7 protein-coding genes are annotated in these 20,995 nt (G+C 51.3%); all 7 read left to right on the top strand.

The window, feature by feature from the left end; genetic code table 11:
• On the top strand, nt 1-2,083 hold a 2,083-nt coding region (locus ACO6V1_RS15670; RefSeq protein ID WP_422467545.1), incomplete at its 5' end, for a DUF1601 domain-containing protein.
• A gap of 105 nt (nt 2,084-2,188) precedes the next feature.
• Entirely contained in the window at nt 2,189-5,905 is a 3,717-nt protein-coding gene (locus ACO6V1_RS15665) for a DUF1601 domain-containing protein (RefSeq protein ID WP_422467543.1), read from the top strand.
• Between the two features lie 59 nt (nt 5,906-5,964).
• Nucleotides 5,965-9,486, top strand: a complete 3,522-nt coding sequence (locus tag ACO6V1_RS15660) for a DUF1601 domain-containing protein (RefSeq protein WP_422467541.1) — start codon at nt 5,965-5,967, stop codon at nt 9,484-9,486.
• A 59-nt stretch (nt 9,487-9,545) separates the two neighbouring features.
• On the top strand, nt 9,546-13,133 hold the full coding sequence (locus tag ACO6V1_RS15655; RefSeq protein WP_422467539.1) for a DUF1601 domain-containing protein: 3,588 nt from the start codon (nt 9,546-9,548) through the stop codon (nt 13,131-13,133).
• A 77-nt stretch (nt 13,134-13,210) separates the two neighbouring features.
• Entirely contained in the window at nt 13,211-16,510 is a 3,300-nt protein-coding gene (locus ACO6V1_RS15650; protein ID WP_422467537.1) for a DUF1601 domain-containing protein, read from the top strand.
• Nucleotides 16,511-16,650: 140 nt separating this feature from the next.
• Nucleotides 16,651-18,111 carry an RAP domain-containing protein gene (locus ACO6V1_RS15645; protein WP_422467535.1) on the top strand — a complete coding sequence of 487 codons (1,461 nt, stop codon included), beginning with the start codon at nt 16,651-16,653 and terminating at the stop codon, nt 18,109-18,111.
• Between the two features lie 289 nt (nt 18,112-18,400).
• Nucleotides 18,401-20,995: DUF1601 domain-containing protein (locus ACO6V1_RS15640; RefSeq protein WP_422467533.1), on the top strand; the 2,595-nt coding region annotated here is incomplete at its 3' end.

The following is a 20,995-nucleotide window of genomic DNA, read 5'->3' as shown; positions in this document are numbered from 1 at the left end:
GCATACACCAGGGCTCAACGGGGCCGTAGCCATGCTGTTGCCCCTCGTGAACGCACAGAAAGCTCACTTTAAACCACAGGAAATCACCAACCTGCTGTGGGCCATGGCGAAACTGGTGAACAACGGGCAGGAGCAGACACCAGAGTTCAACGAGGCCGTGGCCGCACTGTTGCTCCTCGTGAACGCACAGAAAACCAACTTTAAACCACAGGAAATTGCCAATCTGCTGTGGGCCATGGCGAAACTGGTGGATAACAGGCAGGAGTTGACACCAGGGCTCAAAGAGGCTGTGGCCGCACTGTTGCCGCACGTGAACCCCAAAAAAAACCAATTTAATCCTCAGCATATCGCCAACCTGCTGTGGGCCATGGCAAAACTGGTGGACAACGGACAGGAACAGACACCAGAACTCAACGAGGCCGTGGCTACGCTGTTACCCCACGTAAATGAACAGAAAGCTAACTTTAAACCACAGGGTATTGTCAACCTGCTGTGGGCCATGGCGAAACTGGTGGGCAGTGGGCTAGAGCGGGCCCCAGAGCTCAAAGAGGCCGTGGCTGCGCTGTTGCCCCATGTGAACGCACAGAAGGACCAATTTGATGCCCAGGGTATCGCCAACCTGCTGTGGGCCATAGCGAAACTGTTGGACAACGGGCAGAAGTGGTCACCAGGGCTCAATGATGCCGTGGCCGCGCTGTTGCCCCACGTGAACGCAAACAAAGACCAATTTATTCCTCAGCATATCGCCAACCTGCTGTGGGCCATGGCGAAACTGGTGGACAACGAGCAAAAGCGAACACCAGAGTTCAACGAGGCGTTGGCTGCGCTGTTGCCCCACGTGAGCGCACAGAAAGCAAACTTTAAACCACAGGGTATCGCCAACCTGCTGTGGGCCATAGCGAAACTTGTAGACAACGGGCAAGAGCTAACAACAGAGCCCAAAAAGGCCGTGGCCGCCCTGTTGCCCCACGTAAACACACATAAAGACCAATTTAATGCCCTGGGAATCGCTAACCTTCTGTGGGCCATGGCGAAACTGCTGGACAACGGGGAGGATAGGACACCACAGCTTAAAGAGGCCGTGGCTGCGCTTTTGCCACACGTGAACGCACAGAAAGGTAACTTTAAACCACAGGGTATCGCCAACCTGCTGTGGGCAATGGCGAAACTGATGGATAGTGGGCAGGATCGAACAACAGGGCTTCACGAGGCCGTGACTGCTCTGTTGCCTCACGTGAACGCAAAGAAAGACCAATTTAAAGCCCAGGGAATCGCCAACCTGCTGTGGGCCATGGCGAAACTGGGTGAACTCCTTGAGCTGAACGTGGTTATCTCTACGTTCGAATCGCTTGTCGACCGCATCAGTGAAAATCCTCAGCTCTCTCAGCAAACGATATTGATGTCCCTTTGGGGAGTAATGGTATGCTGTGCCAGGTTGTCACCAGACGCCAATAACAATCACTGGCTTGAAAAGCACATGGATGACTTGTTTACTCGCGTGAAAAATACATCTCCGGATAACTTAGAGGATCAATCCGTTATTGCCATGGCAGCAAGTTGGCTTGGTAGGGCCTGTCCTGTCGTCCCCCATTACCGGACAACTATTTCAAAACCTCAAGCCGACTTCCGCAATCAACTCCAATCATGCATTCCCTCTTTGCAGATTGAAGAAGAAAAGAGTCTGAACTCATTACCTCCGGTTGACCTGCTACTGCCAGATCACAACATGGTGATTGAAGTTCAGGGTCCCTCTCATTATGTGGGTGGTGATTTTAAAACCAGGAATGGTTCGACTCTGCTGAAAATCGCACTGCTGCAAAAAGCAGGATTTGAGGTCATTGAAATCCCGGCTAACCAGCTTTTGAACAACGATTTAATGAAACCATATATTGATCAAATAAAGATCAGGACAGGCATCCCGCCACAGGGGCATGGCTCTGTATCACTTAAAAGGAGGTGGGCAGATGCGGCATGCGTTACTGCTAATGACAGGCAACCCTCAGATCACGGTGACTTAACCGCCGAAGAACACTCAGGAGAACAAACCAACCCGGCAAAGAGGAAGAAAACAAACAGCCAGTAATCGTCTTCCTCCCATCATGACTCAAGTAAACTTTTCAGCAAAATGAACTTTTGAACAGAACCACTGTCTGCTTTTTAAATTTTCATGAATTAATGAAATATAGTTATGGACAGAAGCTCTGCTGGTATCAGTGGTCAATACGCAAGATCAGGTAGTGGTTACACCCAACCGGGTAGCCATGGGGCGTCTTCAAGGCCTGGGCAATATAGGAATGCCACCGCCAGACAATCGAATAATCCCCCCCACACTGCCCCGGGGCGTAATGTTAACCATTCTTCTGGCACACGCTCTTCTCAATCTCTACAGAGCCGTACAGTAAACCCTGCTCCAGATTTTAATGCCCTCATCAAACAGGAAAAAATGGATGATCTGGTGAGAAAATCGGATCGTTTCGGTCATCGCTATAATGGGAAAAATCACGGTCAATTTGCCAGTTCGATTAAAAAATACACGTCAGCGTCTAAAAGACCGTTAAATCGAGCGGAACAAAGCCAGCTGATGCATTTGCTGCAAAATTTCACCGCAACGCGGAGCTGGAATTGGTTAAGCCTGACGACAACACTTCACTCATTTACTTCAGCGGGTGTTTTCACCCCTCATAAACCAATGGATGAGGGTGTTAAGCTTACTCAAGCTCACTTATTGTCAGCACTACTTGATGCAATCATATTCAAGTGCAACCAAAAAACTCAAGACGAGGATGTTGCTGCCCAGGGGGTCGCCAACCTGCTGTGGGCCATGGCGAAACTGGTAGACAACGGGCAGAAGCTGATACCGGGGCTCAAAGAGGCCGTGGCCGCGCTGTTGCCACACGTGGATGCACAGAAAGACCAATTTAAATCTCAGCATACCGCCAACTTGCTGTGGGCCATGGCGAAACTGGTGGAGAACGGGCTGGAGCTGACACCAAAGTTCAAAAAGGCCGTGGCATCGCTTTTGTCCCTCGTGAACGCACCGAAAGCTGACTTTAAACCACGAGAAATCGCTAACCTGCTGTGGGCCATGGCGAAACTGGTGGATAACGGGCAGAAGCTGACACCAGAACTCAAAAAGGCTATGGCAGCGCTGTTGCCGCGCGTGAACGCAGAGAAAGATCAATTTAATGCCCAGGATATCACCAACCAGCTGTGGGCTATGGCAAAACTGGTAGACAATGGCCAGAAGCGGACACCAGAGCTCAAAGAGGCCGTGGCCGCGCTGTTGCAACACGTGGATGCACAGAAAGACCAATTTATACCTCAGCATACCGCCAACCTGCTGTGGGCCATGGCAAAACTGGTAGACAACGGGCAGAAGCTGATACCGGGGCTCAAAGAGGCCGCGGCCGCGCTGTTGCCCTATGTGAAGACACAAAAAAAACAATTTAATACCCAGGGTATCGCCAACCTGCTGTGGGCTATGGCAAAACTGGTAGACAACGGGCAGAAGCTGACACCGGGGCTCAAAGAGGCCGCGGCCGCGCTGTTGCACTATGTGAAGAAACAAAAAAAACAATTTAATACCCAGGGTATCGCCAACCTGCTGTGGGCTATGGCAAAACTGGTAGACAACGGGCAGAAGCTGACACCAGAACTTAAACAGGCCGTGGCCGCGCTGTTGCCCCTCGTGAGCGCACAGAAAGACCAATTTAATGCCCAGGGAATCGCCAACCTCCTATGGGCCATGGCGAAACTGGTGGACAACGGGCAGGAGCGGACACCCGATTTCAACTCGGCTGTGACCGCGCTTTTGTCCCAAGTGGACATAAAAGCTAACTTTAAACATCAGGAAATCGCCAACCTGCTGTGGGCGATGGCGAAACTGATGGACAACGGGCAGGAGCGGACACCAGAGTTCAACAAGGCCCTGGGCGCGCTGTTGCCCCACGTGAACACACAGAAAGACCAATTTATTTCTCAGCATATCGCCAACCTGCTGTGGGCCATGGCGAAACTGGTGGCTAACGGGCAGGAGCGAACACCAGAGTTTAACCAGGCCATGGCCGCGCTGTTGCCACGCATCAACACGGAGAACGCTAACTTTAACCGACAGGAAATCACTAACGTGCTGTGGGCCATGGCGAAGTTGGCAGACAACGGGCTGGAGCAGACACCAGGGCTCGAAGGAGCTCTGGCCGCGTTGTTGCCCCGTGTGAACGCTCAGAAGGAGCAATTTATTCCTCAAAATATCGCCAACCTGCTGTGGGCCCTGGCAAAACTGATGGACAAAGGGGAGTCGACACCTGAGCCCAACGCGGTCATTGCCGGGCTGCTGCACCAGGTGAACGCACAGAAAGCAAATTTTAAACCACAGGGTATCGCCAACCTGCTGTGTACCATGGCGAAACTGGTGGACAACGGGCAGGAGCGAACACCAGAGTTTAACAAGGCCATGGCCGCGCTGTTGCCACGCATCAACACGGAGAAAGCTAACTTTATACCACAGGAAATCGCTAACGTGCTGTGGGCCATGGCGAAACTGGCGGACAACGGGCTGGAGCAGACACCAAGGCTCAAAGAAGCTGTGGCCGCGTTGTTGCCCCATGTGAACGCTCAGAAGAAGCCATTTATTCCTCAGCATATCGCCAACCTGCTGTGGGCCATGGCGAAGCTGGTGGACAAAGGGCTGGAGCAAACTCCAGAGCTCAAAGAAGCTTTGGCCGCACTGTTGCTCCACGTGAATGCACAGAAAGACCAATTTAATGCCCAGGGTACCGCCAACCTGCTGTGGGCCATGGCGAAACTGGTGGACAACGGGCATGAACAGACGCCGGAGCTCAAAAAAGCCGTGGCTACACTGTTACCCCACGTGAAAACACAGATAGACCAATTTATTCCTCAGCATATCGCCAACGTGCTGTGGGCCATTGCGAAACTGGTGGACAACGGGCTGGAGCAGACACCAGGGCTCAAAGAAGCTGTGGCCGCGCTGTTACCCTATGTGAACTCACTGAAAGAGCAATTTACTTCTCAGCATATCGCCAACCTGTTGTGGGCCATGGCGAAACTGGGTGAACTCGTTGAGCTGAACGTGGTTACCTCTACGTTCGAATCGCTCGTCTATCGAAGCAGTGAGAAGCCTCAGTTTTCTCAGAAAGAGATATCGATGTATCTCTGGGGAGTAATGGTATGCTGTGCCAGGTTGGCTCCAGGCTCCAATGCCAATAAAAATAACGTCCTTGAGAAGTACATGGATGACCTGTTGACTCGCCTAGAAAATACATCGCCAGTTAATGAAGAGGATCAATCCATCATGATCATGGCCGCAAGTTGGCTTGGCAGAACCTGTCCGGTCGTTCGCCATTACCTGACAAACATTTCAAAAACCCAAGCCGACTTCCGCGATCAACTCCAATCATCTATCCCATCTCTGAAAATTGAAGAAGAAAAGAGTCTGAAATCATTACCTCCGGTTGACCTGCTCCTGCCAGATCACAACCTGGTGATTGAAGTTCAGGGACCGTCTCATTACGTGGGTGGTGATTTCAACACCAGGAATGGTTCGACTCTGCTGAAAATCGCACTGTTGCAAAAAGCAGGATTTGAGGTCATTGAAATTCCGGTTAACAGCCTTGACAATCAGGATTTAATGAAAGCATACATTGATCAAATAACAACCAGGACAGGGATCCTGCCACAGGGGGATGGCTCTGTATCAATTACAAAAAGGTGGGCAGATGAGGCATGCATTACTGCTGATGACAGGCAACCCTCAGATCACGGTTACTTAACCGCCGAAGAACAGTCAAAAGAACAAACCGGCAAACCAGCCAAGAGGAAGAAAAAAAAGCGAGGAACCCCCTCCTCTCGACCCAGGAACCGTTTTCACATTCCAGCAAAATGAACTTCTGAACAAAACCACAGTCTGCTTTTTATATTTCCATGAATTAATGAAATATAATTATGGACAGAAGCTCTGTCGGCATCAGTGGTCAACACGCAAGATCAGATAATGGTTACAGCCAACCGGGTGACCATACCGCTTCTTCAAGGCGTGGGCGATATAGACATACCACCGTCAGACAATGGAATAATCCCACCCGCACTGCCCCGGAGCGTAATGAATTTTACCATTCTTCTTTCACACGCTCTTCACAACATCTACAGTACCGTTCAGTAAACCCTGCTCAAGATTTCAATACCCTCACCAGGCAGGCAATAATGGATGGCCTGCTGAGTAAATCGAATCGTTTCGGTGATCGCTATGATGGGAGAGATCACGGACAATATGCCAGTTCAATTAAAAATTACACGTTAGTTTCTAAAAGACCTTTAAATCGAGCTGAACAAAGCCAGCTGATGCGTTTTCTGCAAAATTTCACAGTAACACGGAGCTGGAATTGGCGAAGCCTGACGACAACACTACATTCATTTACTTCAGCGGGTGTTTTTACCCCTGATAACACCATGGATCAGCGTGTTAAGCGGACACAAGCTGCCTTATTGTCAACGCTGCTGGCTGCAATAATATTCAAGTGCAACCGCAAAGCTGCAGCATGGGATATTGATGCCCGGGGAATCGCCAACCTGCTGTGGGCCATAGCGAAACTGGTGGACAACGGCCAGAAGCACACACCAGAGTTCCGGGAGGCCGTGGCCGCGCTGTTGCCACACGTGGATGCACAGAAAGACCAATTTATACCTCAGCATACCGCCAACCTGCTGTGGGCCTTAGCGAAACTGGTGGAGAACGGCCAGGAGCAGACACCAGAACTCAAAGAGGCCATGGCTGCCCTGTTACCCTGCGTGAACGCACAGAAAGCTGACTTTAAACCACAGGAAATCACTAACCTGCTGTGGGCCATGGCGAAACTGGTGGACAACGGGCAGAAGCAGACACCGGAACTCAAAAAGGCTGTGACTGCGCTGTTGCCCCGCGTAAAGGCAAAGAAAGATCAATTTAATGCCCAGGATATCGCCAACCAGCTGTGGGCCATTGCGAAACTGTTGGTCAACGGGCACGAATGGACACCCGAACTCAACGATGCCGTGACCGCATTGTTGCCCCGCGTGAACAAACAGAAAGCCCAATGTACTCCTCAACATCTCGTCAACCTGCTGTGGGCCATGGCGAGACTGGTGATCAACGGGCAGGAACAGAAACCTGAGCTAAACGAAGCCGTAGCCACACTGTTGCCCCATATAAACGCACAGAAAGACCAATTTAATGCCCAGCATATCGCCAACCTGATTTGGGCCATGGCAAAACTGGTGAGCAATGGGCAGGAGCAGACACCAGAACTCAAAGAGGCCGTAGCCGCGCTATTGCACAAAGTGAAAGAACAGAAAGCAAATTTTAAACCACAGGGTATCGCCAACCTGCTGTGGGCTGTGGCGAAACTGGTGGACAACGGCCAGGATCAGACACCGGGGCTCAACAAGGACGTGGCCGCGCTGTTGCCCTGTGTGAAGGCACAAAAAGAACAATTTAATGCCCAGGGTGTCGCCAACCTGCTGTGGGCCATGGTGAAACTGATGGACAACGGTCAGGAGCGGACACCCGATTTCAATGCGGCTGTGACCGCGCTTTTGTCCCAGGTGGACATAAAGAAAGCTAACTTTAAACGTCAGGAAATCGCCAACCTGATTTGGAGCATGGCAAAACTGGTGGACAACGGGCACAAGTGGACACCCGAGTTCAACGAGGCCGTGACCGCGCTGTTGCCCCATGTGAGCGCACAGAAATACCGATTTATTCCCCAGCATATTGCCAACCAGCTGTGGGCCATGGCGAAACTGGTGGACAACGGGCTGAAGCGGACACCACAGCTCAAAGAGGCCGTGGCCGCGCTACTGGCACACGTGAACGCAGATAAAGCCAACTTTAAACCACAAGAAATCGCCAACGTGCTGTGGGCCATGGCGAAACTGGCGGACAACGGGCTGGAGCAGACATCGGGGCTCAAAGAAGCTGCGGCCGCGTTGTTACCCCATGTGAACACTCATAAAGAGCAATTCATTCCTCAGCATATCGCCAACCTGCTGTGGGCCATGGCAAAACTGATGGACAAAGGGGAGTCGACACCAGAGCCCAACGCGGTCATGGCCGGGCTGCTGCACCAGGTGAACGCACAGAAAGCCAATTTTAAACCTCAGGGCATCGCCAACCTGCTGTGGGCCATGGCGAAACTGGTGGACAACATGAAGGACCGGATACCAGAACTCAACGAAGCTCTGGTTGCACTGTTGCCCCACGTGAACGAGCAGAAAGTTAACTTTAAACCACAGGAAATCGCCAACGTGCTGTGGGCCATGGCCAAACTGGTAGACAATGGGTATGAGCCGACAACAGAGTTCATCAAGGCTATAACCGCGCTGTTGCCCTGTGTGAACGCACAGAAAGGCCAATTGATTCCTCAGCATATTGTCAACCTGCTGTGGGCCATGGCGAAACTGGTGGACAACGGGCTGAAGTGGATACCGGGGCTCAAAGAGGCCGTGGCCGCGCTGCTGCCCCACGTTAGCCCACAGAAAGCTAACTTTGAACCACAGGGTACCGCCAACCTGTTGTGGGCAATGGCGAAACTGGTGGACAACGGGCAGGAACAGACGCCGGAGCTCAACGAGGCCGTGGCGGCACTGTTGCCCCACGTGAACACACAGAAAGACCAATTTATTCCTCAGCATATCGCCAACCTGCTGTGGGCCATGGCGAAACTGATGGACAAAGGACAGGAGCAGACGCCAGAGTTCAATGATACCGTGGGCGCGCTGTTACCCCTCGTGAACGCACTGAAAGATCAATTTACTTCTCAGCATATCGCCAACCTGTTGTGGGCCATGGCGAAGCTGGGTGAACTCGTTGAGCTGAACGTGGTGATATCGACGTTCAAATCCCTCGTCTACCGAATCAGTGGCAACCCCCAGGTCTCCAGGCAAGCGATATTGATGTCTCTCTGGGGAGTAATGGTATGCTGTGCCAGGCTGTCCCTGGTCTCCAATGGCAATAAAAATAATGAGTTTGAAAAGCCTTTGGATGAACTGTTTACCCGGCTGAAAACAGACTTCCCGGACAATGAAGAAGATCAATCCATCATTGCCATGGCCGCAAGTTGGCTTGGGGTACCTTGTCCGTTCTTCCCCCGTTACCAGACCGTCATTTCAAAACCTCAAACCTTCTTCCGTGAGCAACTCCAATTATGCCTTCCCACTTTGCAGATTGAAGAAGAAAAGAGTCTGAACTTTTTACCTCCGGTTGACCTGCTGCTGCCAGATCACAACATTGTGATTGAGGTTCAGGGCCCCTTTCATTACGTGGATGGTGATTGCAAAGCCAGGAATGGGTCGACTCTGCTGAAAATCGCACTGTTGCAAAAAGCAGGATTTGAGGTCATTGAAATCCCGGTTAACCAGCTTGGTAACCAGGATTCAATGACATTATGTATTGATCAAATAAAAACCAGGGTAAACCTCTCAGCAAAATGAACTTCTGAACCGCACAGCAGTCTTCTTTTTATATTTTCATGAATTAATGAAATATAATTATGAATAGAAGCTCTGCCGGAATCAGCGGTCAATGCGCACGATCAGGTAATGCTTACAACCAACCGAATGACCATGCCGCTTCTTCAAGGCGTGGGCGATACAGGCATGCCACAGTCAGACAATGGGATCCTCCTCCCCGCACAGCCCCGGGGCGTAATGAAGTTTACCATTCTTCTGCTCCACGCCCTGCTCAATATCTACTGCACCGTTCAGTAAATCATGCTCAAGATTTTAATGCGCTCACCCAACAGGAAATAATGGATGGCCTGGTGAGTAAATCGTATCGTTTCGGACATCGCTATGATGGGAGAGATCACGGCCTATATGCCAGTTCAATTAAAAAATACACGTCAGCGTCTAAAAGACCATTAAATCGAGCTGAACAAAGCCAGCTGATGCGTTTGCTGCAAAATTTCACCGCAACGCGGAGCTGGAATTGGCTAAGCCTGACGACAACACTGCACTCATTTACTTCAGCAGGTGTTTTTACCCCCCATAAACCTATGGATCAGCGTGTTAAGCGTACACAAGCTGGCCTGTTGTCGACACTGCTGGATGCAATAATTTTCAAATGCAACCGAAAAGCTAAAGCATGGGATATTGATGCCCGGGGAATCGCCAACCTGCTGTGGGCCATGGCGAAACTGGTGGACAACGGCCAGCTGCGCACACCAGAGTTCAAAGAGGCCGTGGCCGCGCTGTTGCCTCACATGAATGAGCAGAAAGACCAATTTATTCCTCAGCATATCGCCAACCTGCTGTGGGCCATGGCGAAACTGACGGACAACGGCCAGGTGCAGACACCAGAACTCAATGAGGCCATGGCTGCCCTGTTGACCCGCGTGAACGCACAGCAAGCTGATTTTAAACCACGGGAAATCGCCAACCTGCTATGGGCCATGGCGAAACTGTTGGACAACGGGCAGGAGCAGACACCAGAGTTCAACGAGGCCGTAGCCGCGCTGTTGCTCCACGTGAACGCACAGAAAGACCAATTGAATGCCCAGGATATCACCAATCTGTTGTGGGCCATGGCGAAACTGGTGGACAACGGGCAAAAGCAGACAACAAAGCTGAAAGAGACTGTGGCTGCACTGTTGCCCTACGTGACAACACAGAAAGCTCACTTTATACCACAGGAAATCACCAGCCTCCTGTGGGCTATGGCGAAACTGGTGGACAACGGGCAGGAGCAGACACCAGCGCTCAACGAGGCCGTGGCCGCCCTGTTGCCCTGCGTGAAAACACAGAAAGCTGACTTTAAATCACGGGAAATCGCCAACCTGCTTTGGGCTATGGCAAAACTGATGGACAACGGGCAGGAGCAAACTCCGGGGCTCAACGAGGCCGTGGCCGGGTTGTTGCCCTGCGTAAACACAGAGAAAGACCAATTTATTTCTCAGCATATCGCCAACCTGCTGTGGGCCATGGCGAAACTGGTGGACAACGGGCAGGAGCAGACACCAGCGCTCAAAGAGGCCGTGGCCGCGCTGTTGCCTCGCGTGAACGTACAGGAAGGCCAATGCATTCCTCAGGCTATCCCCAATCTGCTCTGGGCTATGGCGAAACTGGTGGACAACGGGCAGGAGTGGATACCGGGGCTCAAAGAGTCCGTGGCCGCGCTGATGCCGCAAGTGAGCGCTCAGAAAGCTAACTTTGAACCACAGGGAATCACCAAACTGCTGTGGGCCATGGCGAAACTGGTGGACAACGGCCAGGAGCAGACACCAGAACTCAACGAGGCTGTGGCCGCCCTGTTGCCTCACGTGAACGCACAGAAAGGCCAATTTCATGCCCAGGGTATCACCAACCTGCTGTGGGCCATGGCAAAACTGGTGGACAATGGGCAGAAACAGACGCCAGGACTCAACGAGGCCGTGGATGCGCTGTTGCCCCACGTGAACGCACAGAAAGACCAATTTACGCCTCAGCATATCGCCAACGTGCTGTGGGCCATGGCAAAACTGGTGGACAACGGGCAGAAACAGACACCAGGACTCAACGAGGCCGTGTACGCGCTGTTGCCCCATGTGAAGGCACAGAAAGCGAACTTTAAACCACAGGGTATCACCAACCTGCTGTGGGCCATGGCAAAACTGGTGGACAACGGGCAGGAGCGAACACCAGAGTTCAACGAGGCCATGGCCGCGCTGTTGCCCCACGTGAACGCACATAAAGAACAGTTTCATGCCCGGGCTATCGCCAACCTGCTGTGGGCCATGGCAAAACTGATGGACAGTGGGCAGGAGCGGACTCCAGAGTTCAACGAGGCCGTGGCCGCGCTGTTGCTAAACGTGAAGTCACAGAAAGCTGACTTTCAAACACAGGAAATCGCCAACCTGTTGTGGGCCTTGGCGAAACTGGTGGATAACGGAATGGAGCGAACAACAGGGCTTAACGAGGCCGTGGCTCTGCTGTTACCACGTGTAAACGAAAAGAAAGCCAACTTTACACCACAGGGTATCGCCAACCTGCTGTGGGCCATGGCGAAACTGGTGGACAACGGGCAGGAGCGGACACCTGAGCTCAACAAGGCCATGGCCTCGTTGTTGCCCCACGTGAGCGCACAGAAAGCCAACTTTACACAACAGGGTATTGCCAATCTGCTGTGGGCCATGGCGAAACTGCTGGACAACGGCCAGGAGCGGACTCCAGAGTTCAACGAGACCGTCGTCGTGCTGTTGCCCCACGTGAATGCCAAAAAAGACCAATTTATTGCTCAGAATATTGTTAACCTGCTGTGGGCTATGACAAAACTGGTGGACAACGGACAAGAGCGAACACCAGGGCTCAACGAGGCCGTAGTAACGCTGTTGCCCCAGGTGGACGTACAAAAAGACCAATTTAATGCCTGGGGGATCGCCAACCTGCTGTGGGCCATGGCGAAACTGGGTGAACTCGTTGAGCTGAGCGTGGTTAGCTCCACGTTTGAATCGCTTGTCTACAGAATCAGTGACAACCCTCAGCTCTCTCAGAAAGACATAAAGATGTCTCTCTGGGGAGTCCTGGTATTGTGTGCCAGGTTGTTTCTAGACTCTAATACCAATAAAAATAACGTGTTTGAGAAGCACATGGATGACCTGTTTACTCGCCTGGAAAATACCTATCCAGACAATGAAGAGGATCAATCCGTTATTGCCATGGCCGCAAGCTGGCTTGGCAGGGCGTGTCCGTTCGTCCCCCATTACCAGACAAACATGTCAAAATCTCAGGCCGACTTTCGCGCTCAACTCCAATCATGCATTCCCTCTTTGCAGATTGAAGAAGAACAGAGTCTGAGCTCATTACCCCCGGTTGACCTACTACTGCCAGCCCACAACATGGTGATTGAAGTTCAGGGACCGTCTCATTACGTGAATGGTGATTTCAACACCAGGAATGGTTCGACTCTGCTGAAAATCGCACTGCTGCAGAAATCAGGATTTGAGGTCATTGAAATCCCGGTTAACCAGCTCAGGAGCCAGGATTCAATGAAACGATGCATTGATCAAATAAAGACCCGGGTAGACATCCCGCCACAGGGTCATGGCTCTGTATCACTTAAAAGCGGGTCGGCAGATGAGAAATACGGCACTGCTTATATATAAACATTTCAGCAAAATGAACTTCCGAACAAAACAGCAGTCTACTTTTTTATATTTTCATGAATTAATGAAATATAATTATGGATAGAAGCTCTGCAGGTATCAGTGGTAAATACGAAAGATCACATAATAATTATAACCGACCGAATGACCAGGGCGCTTCTTCAAGGCGTGGCCGATATAGACATGCCACAGTCAGACAGTGGGATGATACCCCACGCACTAACCCGGGGCGTAATAAATTTTACCGTTCTTCTGACGCATGCCCTTCTCAACATCTACAGTGCCGTTCAGTAAACCCTGCTCAAGATTTTAATGCGCTCATCAAACAGGAAATAATCGATGATCTGGTGAATAAGTCGCATCGTTTCGGTCATCGCTATGATGGGAGAGCTCACGGCCTATATGCCAGTTTAATTAAAAAATACACGTCAGCGTCTAAAAGACCTTTAAATCGAGCGGAACAAAGCCAGCTGATGCGTTTGCTGCAAAATTTCACAGCAACGCGGACCTGGAATTGCCGAAGCCTGACGACAACACTTCATTCATTTACTTCAGCGGGTGTTTTTATCCCCCATAACCCCATAGATGAGCGTGTTAAGCGTACTCAAGCTGCCTTATTGTCAACGCTACTTGATGCAATAATATTTAACTGCAACCAAAAACCTGAAGCCAGGGATATTGATGCCCGGGGAATTGCCAACCAGCTGTGGGCCATGGCGAAACTGGTGGACAACGGGCAGGAGCTGATACCAGAGCTCAAAGAGGCCGTAGCCGCGCTGCTGCCCCACGTGAACGTACAGAAAGCTAACTTTATACCACAGGGCATCGCCAATCTGTTGTGGGCCATGGCGAAACTGGTGGACAACGGGCAGCAGCTGACAACAGAGTTCAACGAGGCGGTAGCCGCGCTGTTGCCCCATGTGAACGCACAGAAAGCTAATTTTAAACCACAGGAAATTGCCAACCTGCTGTGGGCCATGGCAAAACTGGTGGGCAACGGGCAGGAGCGGACACCAGCACTCAACGAAGCCGTGGCCGCGCTGTTGCCCCACGTGAAGGTACAGAAAGACCAATTTATTCCTCAGCATATCGCCAACCTGCTGTGGGCCATGGCGAAACTGGTGGACAACGGGCAGAAGCGGACACCAGGGCTCAAACAGGCCGTGGCCGCGCTGTTGTCCCATGTGAATATACAGAAAAAACAATTTATTCCTCAGCATATCGCCAACCTGCTGTGGGCCATGGCGAAACTGGTGGACAACGGGCAGGAGCAGACACCAGAGCTCAACGAGGCCGTGGCAGCGCTGTTGCCCCTCGTGAACGCACAGAAAAAACAATTTATTCCTCAGCATATCGCCAACCTGCTATGGGCCATGGCGAAACTGGTGGACAACGGGCAGGAGCGGACACCAGGGCTCAACGAGGCCGTGGCCGCGCTGTTGCCCCACGTGAAAGTACAAAAAGACCAATTTATTCCTCAGCATCTTGCCAACCTGATTTGGGCCATGGCGAAACTGGTGGACAACGGGCTGGAGCGAACACCAGGGCTCAACGAAGCTGTGGCCGCGCTGTTACCTCACGTAACCACACCAATAGCGAACTTTAAACCACAGCATATCGCTAACCTGCTGTGGGCCATGGCGAAACTGGTGGACAACGGGAAGGAGCGGACACCAGGGCTCAACGAGGCCGTGGCCGCGCTGTTGCCCCACGTCAAAGTACAAAAAGACCAATTTATTCCTCAGCATATTGCCAACCTGCTGTGGGCCATGGCAAAACTGGTGGACAACGGGCAGAAGCGAAGACCAAGGCTCAAGGAAGCTGTGGCCGCGCTGTTACCCCACGTAAACACACAAATAGCGAACTTTAAACCACAGGAAATCGCCAACCTGCTGTGGGCCATGGCGAAACTGGTGAACAACGGGGAGTGGACACCAGGGCTCAACGAGGCCGTGGCTGCACTGTTGCCCCACGTGATCGCACAGAAAGACCAATTTATTCCTCAGCATATCGCCAATCTGCTGTGGGCCATGGCAAAACTGGTGGACAACGGGCAGGAGCAGACACCAGTGAGCATAGAGGCCGTGGCCGTCCTGCTGCCCCACGTAAACGCACAGAAAGCTAAATTTAAACCACAGGAAATCGCCAACCTGCTGTGGGCCATGGCGAAACTGGTGGACAACGGGCAGGAGCAGACACCAGGGCTCAACGAGGCCGTGGCCGCGCTGTTGCACCACGTGATCGCACAGAAAGACCAATTTAATCCTCAGGGTATCGCCAACCTGCTGTGGGCCATGGCGAAACTGGTAGGAAGCGGGCAGAAGCGAACACCACAGCTCAACGAGGCTGTGGCGGCGCTGCTGCCCAGCGTGAACGTACAGAAAGGCCAATTTAGTGCTCAGGGTATCACCAACCTGCTCTGGGTCATGGCGAAACTGCTGGACAACGGGCAGGAAAAGTCAGCAGAGCTCAAAGAAGCCTTGGCCGTGCTGTTGCCCCACGTGAACTCACAGAAAGACCAATTTAATCCTCAGGGTATCGCCAACCTGCTGTGGGCCATGGCGAAGCTGGGTGAACTCGTTGAGCTGAGCGTGGTTACCTCTACGTTCGAATCGCTTGTCTACCGAATCAGTGACAACGCTCAATTCTCTCAGCAAGCGATATTGATGTCTCTCTGGGCAGTAATGGTATGCTGTGCCAGGTTATCTCTTGTCTCCAACGCCAATAAAAATAACGTGCTTGAAAAGCACATAGATGACCTGTTTACTCGCCTGAAAAATACATCACCAGCCAGTGAAGAGGATCAATCCATCATTGCCATGGCCGCAAGCTGGCTTGGCAGAGCGTGTCCGATCATCCCCCATTACCAGACTAACATGTCAAAAACTCAAACCGACTTTCGCGATCAACTTCAATCATGCATTCCCTCTTTAAAGATTGCCGCAGAAAGGAGTCTGAACTCATTACCTCCGGTTGATCTGCTACTGCCAGATCACAATATTATTATTGAAGTTCAGGGACCCTCTCATTACCTGTGTGGTGATTTCAAAACCAGGAATGGCTCGACTCTGCTGAAAATCGCACTGCTGCAAAAATCAGGATTTGAGGTCATTGAAATCCCGACTAAATCGCTTTCGAACCCGGATTCAATAAAACGATATATTGATCAAATAAAGACCAGAGTGGACATCCCGCCGCAGGGCCATGGCTCTGTATCACATAAAATCGGGTGGGCAGATGAGGCAAACGCTACCGCCGATAAAGGGGGTCAATCCTCAGATCACTGTTACTTAACCGCCGAAGAGCATTCAGAAAAGCAAACAGGCAAACCAAAAAAAGGAAGAGAAAAAAAAGCAATAAGCAGTTGGCCAAAATGATTTGAAAATAACGGATTGCTGGCATAAGAAGTAGATGTGTATCCCCAACGAGCTGGTTTTATAAATATTTCAGTGAAATGAACTTCTGAACATAACAGCAGTCTACTTTTTACATTCTCATGAAATAATGAAATATAATTATGAATAGAAGCTCTGCCGGTATCAGTGGAAAATCCACAAGATCAGATAATGGTTACAACCAACCGAATGACTATGCCGCTTCTTCAAGGTGTGGGCGATATGGACATGCCACAGTCAAACAATGGGATGATCCCCCCCGCATAGCCCAGTGGTGCAGTGAATTTTTAGCCGCTTTATCTTCTCAATTTCTGGTGCGCCGTTCAGTAAACCCTGCTCAAGATTTTAAGGCGCTCATCAACCCAGAAATAATGGATGATCTGGTGAGTAAAACGAGTCGTTTCGGTCATCGCTATGATGGGAGAGATCACGGTATATATGCCAGTTCAATTAAAAATTACACGTCAGCGACTAAAAGACCGTTAAATCGAACTGAACAAAGCCGACTAATGCCTTTGCTGCAAAATTTTACAGTCAGACGGAGCTGGAACTGGCGAAGCCTGACGACAACATGTCACTCATTGACTTCAGCGGGCGTTTTTACCCCTCATAAGCCCGTGGATCAGCATGTTAAGCTCACTCAAGCTGCTTTATTGTCCACGCTATTGGATGCAATAACGTTCAAGTGCAACCAAAAACCTCAAGTCGAGGATATCCATGCCCGGGGAATCGTCAACCTGCTGTGGGCCATGGCAAAACTGGTGGACAACGGGCAGAACCAGACATCAGAGCTCAAACAGGCTGTGGCCGCGCTATTGCCCTTCGTGAACGCACAGAAAGATAATTTTACACCACAGGGTATCGCCACCTTGCTGTTGGCCATGGCGAAACTGGGTCAGCTTATTGAGCTACATGTGGTTACCTCCACGTCCGAATCGCTTGTCTGCCGAATCAGTGACAACCCTCAGCTCTCTCAGAAAGACATATTGATGTCTCTCTGGGGAGTCATGGTATTGTGTGCCAGGTTGTTTCTAGACTCTAATGCCAATAAAAATAACGTCCTTGAAAAGCACATGGTTGACCTGTTTACTCGCCTGGAAAATACATATCCAGACAATGAAGAGGATCAATCCATTATTGCCATGGCCGCAAGCTGGCTTGGCAGAGCGTGTCCGGTCGTCCCCCATTACCAGACAAACGTTTCACAACTCCAGGCCGACTTCCGCGCTCAACTCCAATCATGCATTCCCTCTTTGCAGATTGAAGAAGAAAAGAGTCTGAACTCATTACCACCGGTTGACCTGCTACTGCCAGACCACAACATGGTGATTGAAATTCAGGGACCGTCTGATTACGTGAGTGGTGATTTCAACATCAGGAAAGGGTCGACTCTGTTGAAAATCGCACTGCTGCAAAAAGCAGGATTTGAGGTCATTGAAATCCCGATTAACCTGCTCATGAGCGAGGATTCAATGAAATTATGTATTGATCAAATAAAGACCCGGGTAGACACCCCGCCACAGGGTTATGGCTCTGCATTACTGAAAAGCGGGTCGACAGATGAGCAATACGGCACTGCTTAAGTAGTTGGCCAAATGGAATCGTATATTTCTGGCTAAGTGGACGGTTACTATGCAAGGCAGAACGCAGGGAGCATAGCCGTTGCTATGTGACTGGCGTTGTAACGCCGCACGATTGCATGGATGCAGGAGATAGAGCTACGCAGGAGCAGTTGCCGGGAGTGACCGTCCACTTAGTCAGAAAATATGATTTCATTTGGTTAACTACTTATATAAACATTTCAGCAAAATGAACTTCTGAACGGCACAGCAGTCTGCTTTTTATATTTTCATGAATTAATGAAATATAATTATGGATACAAGCTCTGCCGGTATCAGTGGTCAATACGCAAGATCAGTTAATGATTGTAATCGACCGGGTGGCCATGCCGCTTCCTCGAGACGTGGACGATACCGACATTCCACGGTCAGGCAGTTGGATGATACCCCACGCACTAATCCCGGGCGCAATACATTTTACCGTTCTCCTGACGCATGCCCTTCTCAAAATCTACAGCGCCGTTCAGTAGACCTTACTCAAGATTTTAATGCGCTCATCAAACAGGAAATAATGGATGATCTGGTGAGTCAATCGCATCGTTTCGGTCATCGCTATGATGGGAGAAATCACAGCTGGTATGCCAGTTCAATTAAAAAATACACATCAGCTGCTAAAAGACCGTTAAATCGAGCGGAACAAAGCCAGCTGACAGGTTTGCTACAAAATTTTACCATAACACGGCGTTGGGACTGGCGAAGCCTCACGACCACACTTCATTCATTGACTTCAGCGGGTGTTTTTACCCCTCATAAACCCATGGATGAGCGTGTTAAGTGTACTCAAGCTGCCTTATTATCAACGCTACTTGATGCAATCAGATTCAAGTGCAACCAAAAACCTCAAGCCAGGGACATTGATTCCCGGGGAATCGCCAACCTGCTGTGGGCCATGGCGAAACTGGTAGACAACGGGCAGGAGTGGACACCAGGGCTCAAAGAGGCAGTGGCCGCGCTGTTGCCCCATGTGAACGCACAGAAAGACCAATTTATTCCTCAGCATATCGCCAACCTGCTGTGGGCCTTGGCGAAACTGGTGGTCAACGGGCAGGAGCGGACCCCGGAACTCAACGAGGCCGTGGCCGCATTGTTGCTCCAGGTAAACGCACAGAAAGATCAATTTAATGCCCAGGGTATCGCCAACCTGCTGTGGGCCATGGCGAAACTGGTGGACAATGGGCAGGAGCGGATACCAGAGTTCAAAGAGGTCTTAGCCACCCTGTTGTCCCACGTAAACGCACAGAAAGACCAATTTAATACTCAGGATATCGCCAACCTGCTGTGGGCCATGGCGAAACTGGTGGACAACGGACAGGAGCAGACAACAGGCGTCAAAGCGACTGTAGCCACGTTGTTGCCCTGCGTAAACGCACAGAAAGACCAATTTATTCCTCAGCATATCGCCAATCTGCTGTGGGCCATGGCGAAACTGGTGGACAACGGGCAAGAGCGGACACCAGAGTTCAACGAGACTGTGGCCGCGCTGTTGCCCCACGTGAACGTACAGAAAAACCAATTTAAGGCTCAGGGTATCGTCAACCTGCTGTGGGCCATGACGAAACTGGTGGACAGCGGGCAGGAGTTGACACCAGGGCTCAAAGAGGCCGTGGCCGCGCTGTTGCCCCACGTGAACGCAAAGAAAGATCAATTTAATGCCCAGGGTAACGCCAACCTTCTGTGGGCCATGGCAAAACTGGTGGACAACGGGCTGGAGCGAACACCAGAGTTCACAGAGACCATGACCGCACTGTTGCCCCATGTGAACGCACACAAAGACCAATTTATTCCTCAGCATACTGCCAACCTGCTGTGGGCCATGGCGAAACTGGTAGACAACGGTCAGGGGTGGACATCAGGGCTCAAAGAGGCTGTGGCCACGCTGATGCCCAACGTGAACGCACAGAAAGACCAATTTAGTGCCCAGGATATCGCCAACCTGCTGTGGGCCATGGCGAAACTGGTGGTCAGCAGGCAGGAGCAGATACCAGGGCTCAACGAGGCCGTGGCCGCGTTGTTGTACCATGTGAACACACAGAAAGACCAATTTAATACCCAGGCCATTGCCAACCTGCTGTGGGCCATGGCGAAACTGCTGGACAACGGACTGGAGCAAACACCAGAGTTCAACGAGGCCGTGGTTGCGCTGTTGCCCCACGTGAACACACAGAAAGACCAATTTAATGCCCAGGCCATTGCCAACCTGCTGTGGGCCATGGCGAAACTGGTGGACAACGGACTGGAGCAAACACCAGAGTTCAACGAGGTCGTGGTCGCGCTGTTGCCCCACGTGAACACACAGAAAGACCAATTTATCCCTCAGCATATCGTCAACCTGCTGTGGGCTAAGGCAAAACTGGTGGACAACGGGCAGGAGCAGACACCAGGTCTCAAAGAGGCCGTGGCCGCGCTGTTGCCCCACGTGAACGCACAGAAAGACCAATTTAATGCCCAAGGTAACGCCAACCTTCTGTGGGCCATGGCAAAACTGGTGGACAACGGGCAGGAGCAGACACCAGGTCTCAAAGAGGTCGTGGCCGCGCTGTTGCCCCACGTGAACGCAAAGAAAGACCAATTCAATGCCCGGGATATCGCCAACCTGCTGTGGGCCATAGCGAAACTGGTGGACAACGGGCAGGATCAGACATCAGAGCTCAACGAGGCCGTGGCCGCGCTGTTGTCCTACGTCAACGTACAGAAAGCTAGCTTTAAACCACAGGGTATCACCAATCTGCTGTGGGCCATGGCAAAACTGGTGGACAACGGGCAGGAGCGAACACCGGGGCTCAACGAAGCTGTGACCGCGCTGTTACCCCACGTAAACACACAAATAGCGAACTTTAAACCACAGGAA

Origin of the sequence: Endozoicomonas sp. ALC013 (genome assembly GCF_049310205.1) — a bacterium.
GTDB lineage: Bacteria > Pseudomonadota > Gammaproteobacteria > Pseudomonadales > Endozoicomonadaceae > Endozoicomonas.
This window is presented reverse-complemented; position numbering and strand designations above follow the sequence as displayed.

Excerpts from the sequence above, each read along its gene's own strand:
- ACO6V1_RS15660 (WP_422467541.1), top strand. The coding sequence starts at position 5,965 with ATGGACAGAAGCTCTGTCGGCATCAGTGGTCAACACGCAAGATCAGAT.
- ACO6V1_RS15655 (WP_422467539.1), top strand. The coding sequence starts at position 9,546 with ATGAATAGAAGCTCTGCCGGAATCAGCGGTCAATGCGCACGATCAGGT.
- ACO6V1_RS15650 (WP_422467537.1), top strand. The coding sequence starts at position 13,211 with ATGGATAGAAGCTCTGCAGGTATCAGTGGTAAATACGAAAGATCACAT.
- ACO6V1_RS15645 (WP_422467535.1), top strand. The coding sequence starts at position 16,651 with ATGAATAGAAGCTCTGCCGGTATCAGTGGAAAATCCACAAGATCAGAT.
- ACO6V1_RS15665 (WP_422467543.1), top strand. The coding sequence starts at position 2,189 with ATGGACAGAAGCTCTGCTGGTATCAGTGGTCAATACGCAAGATCAGGT.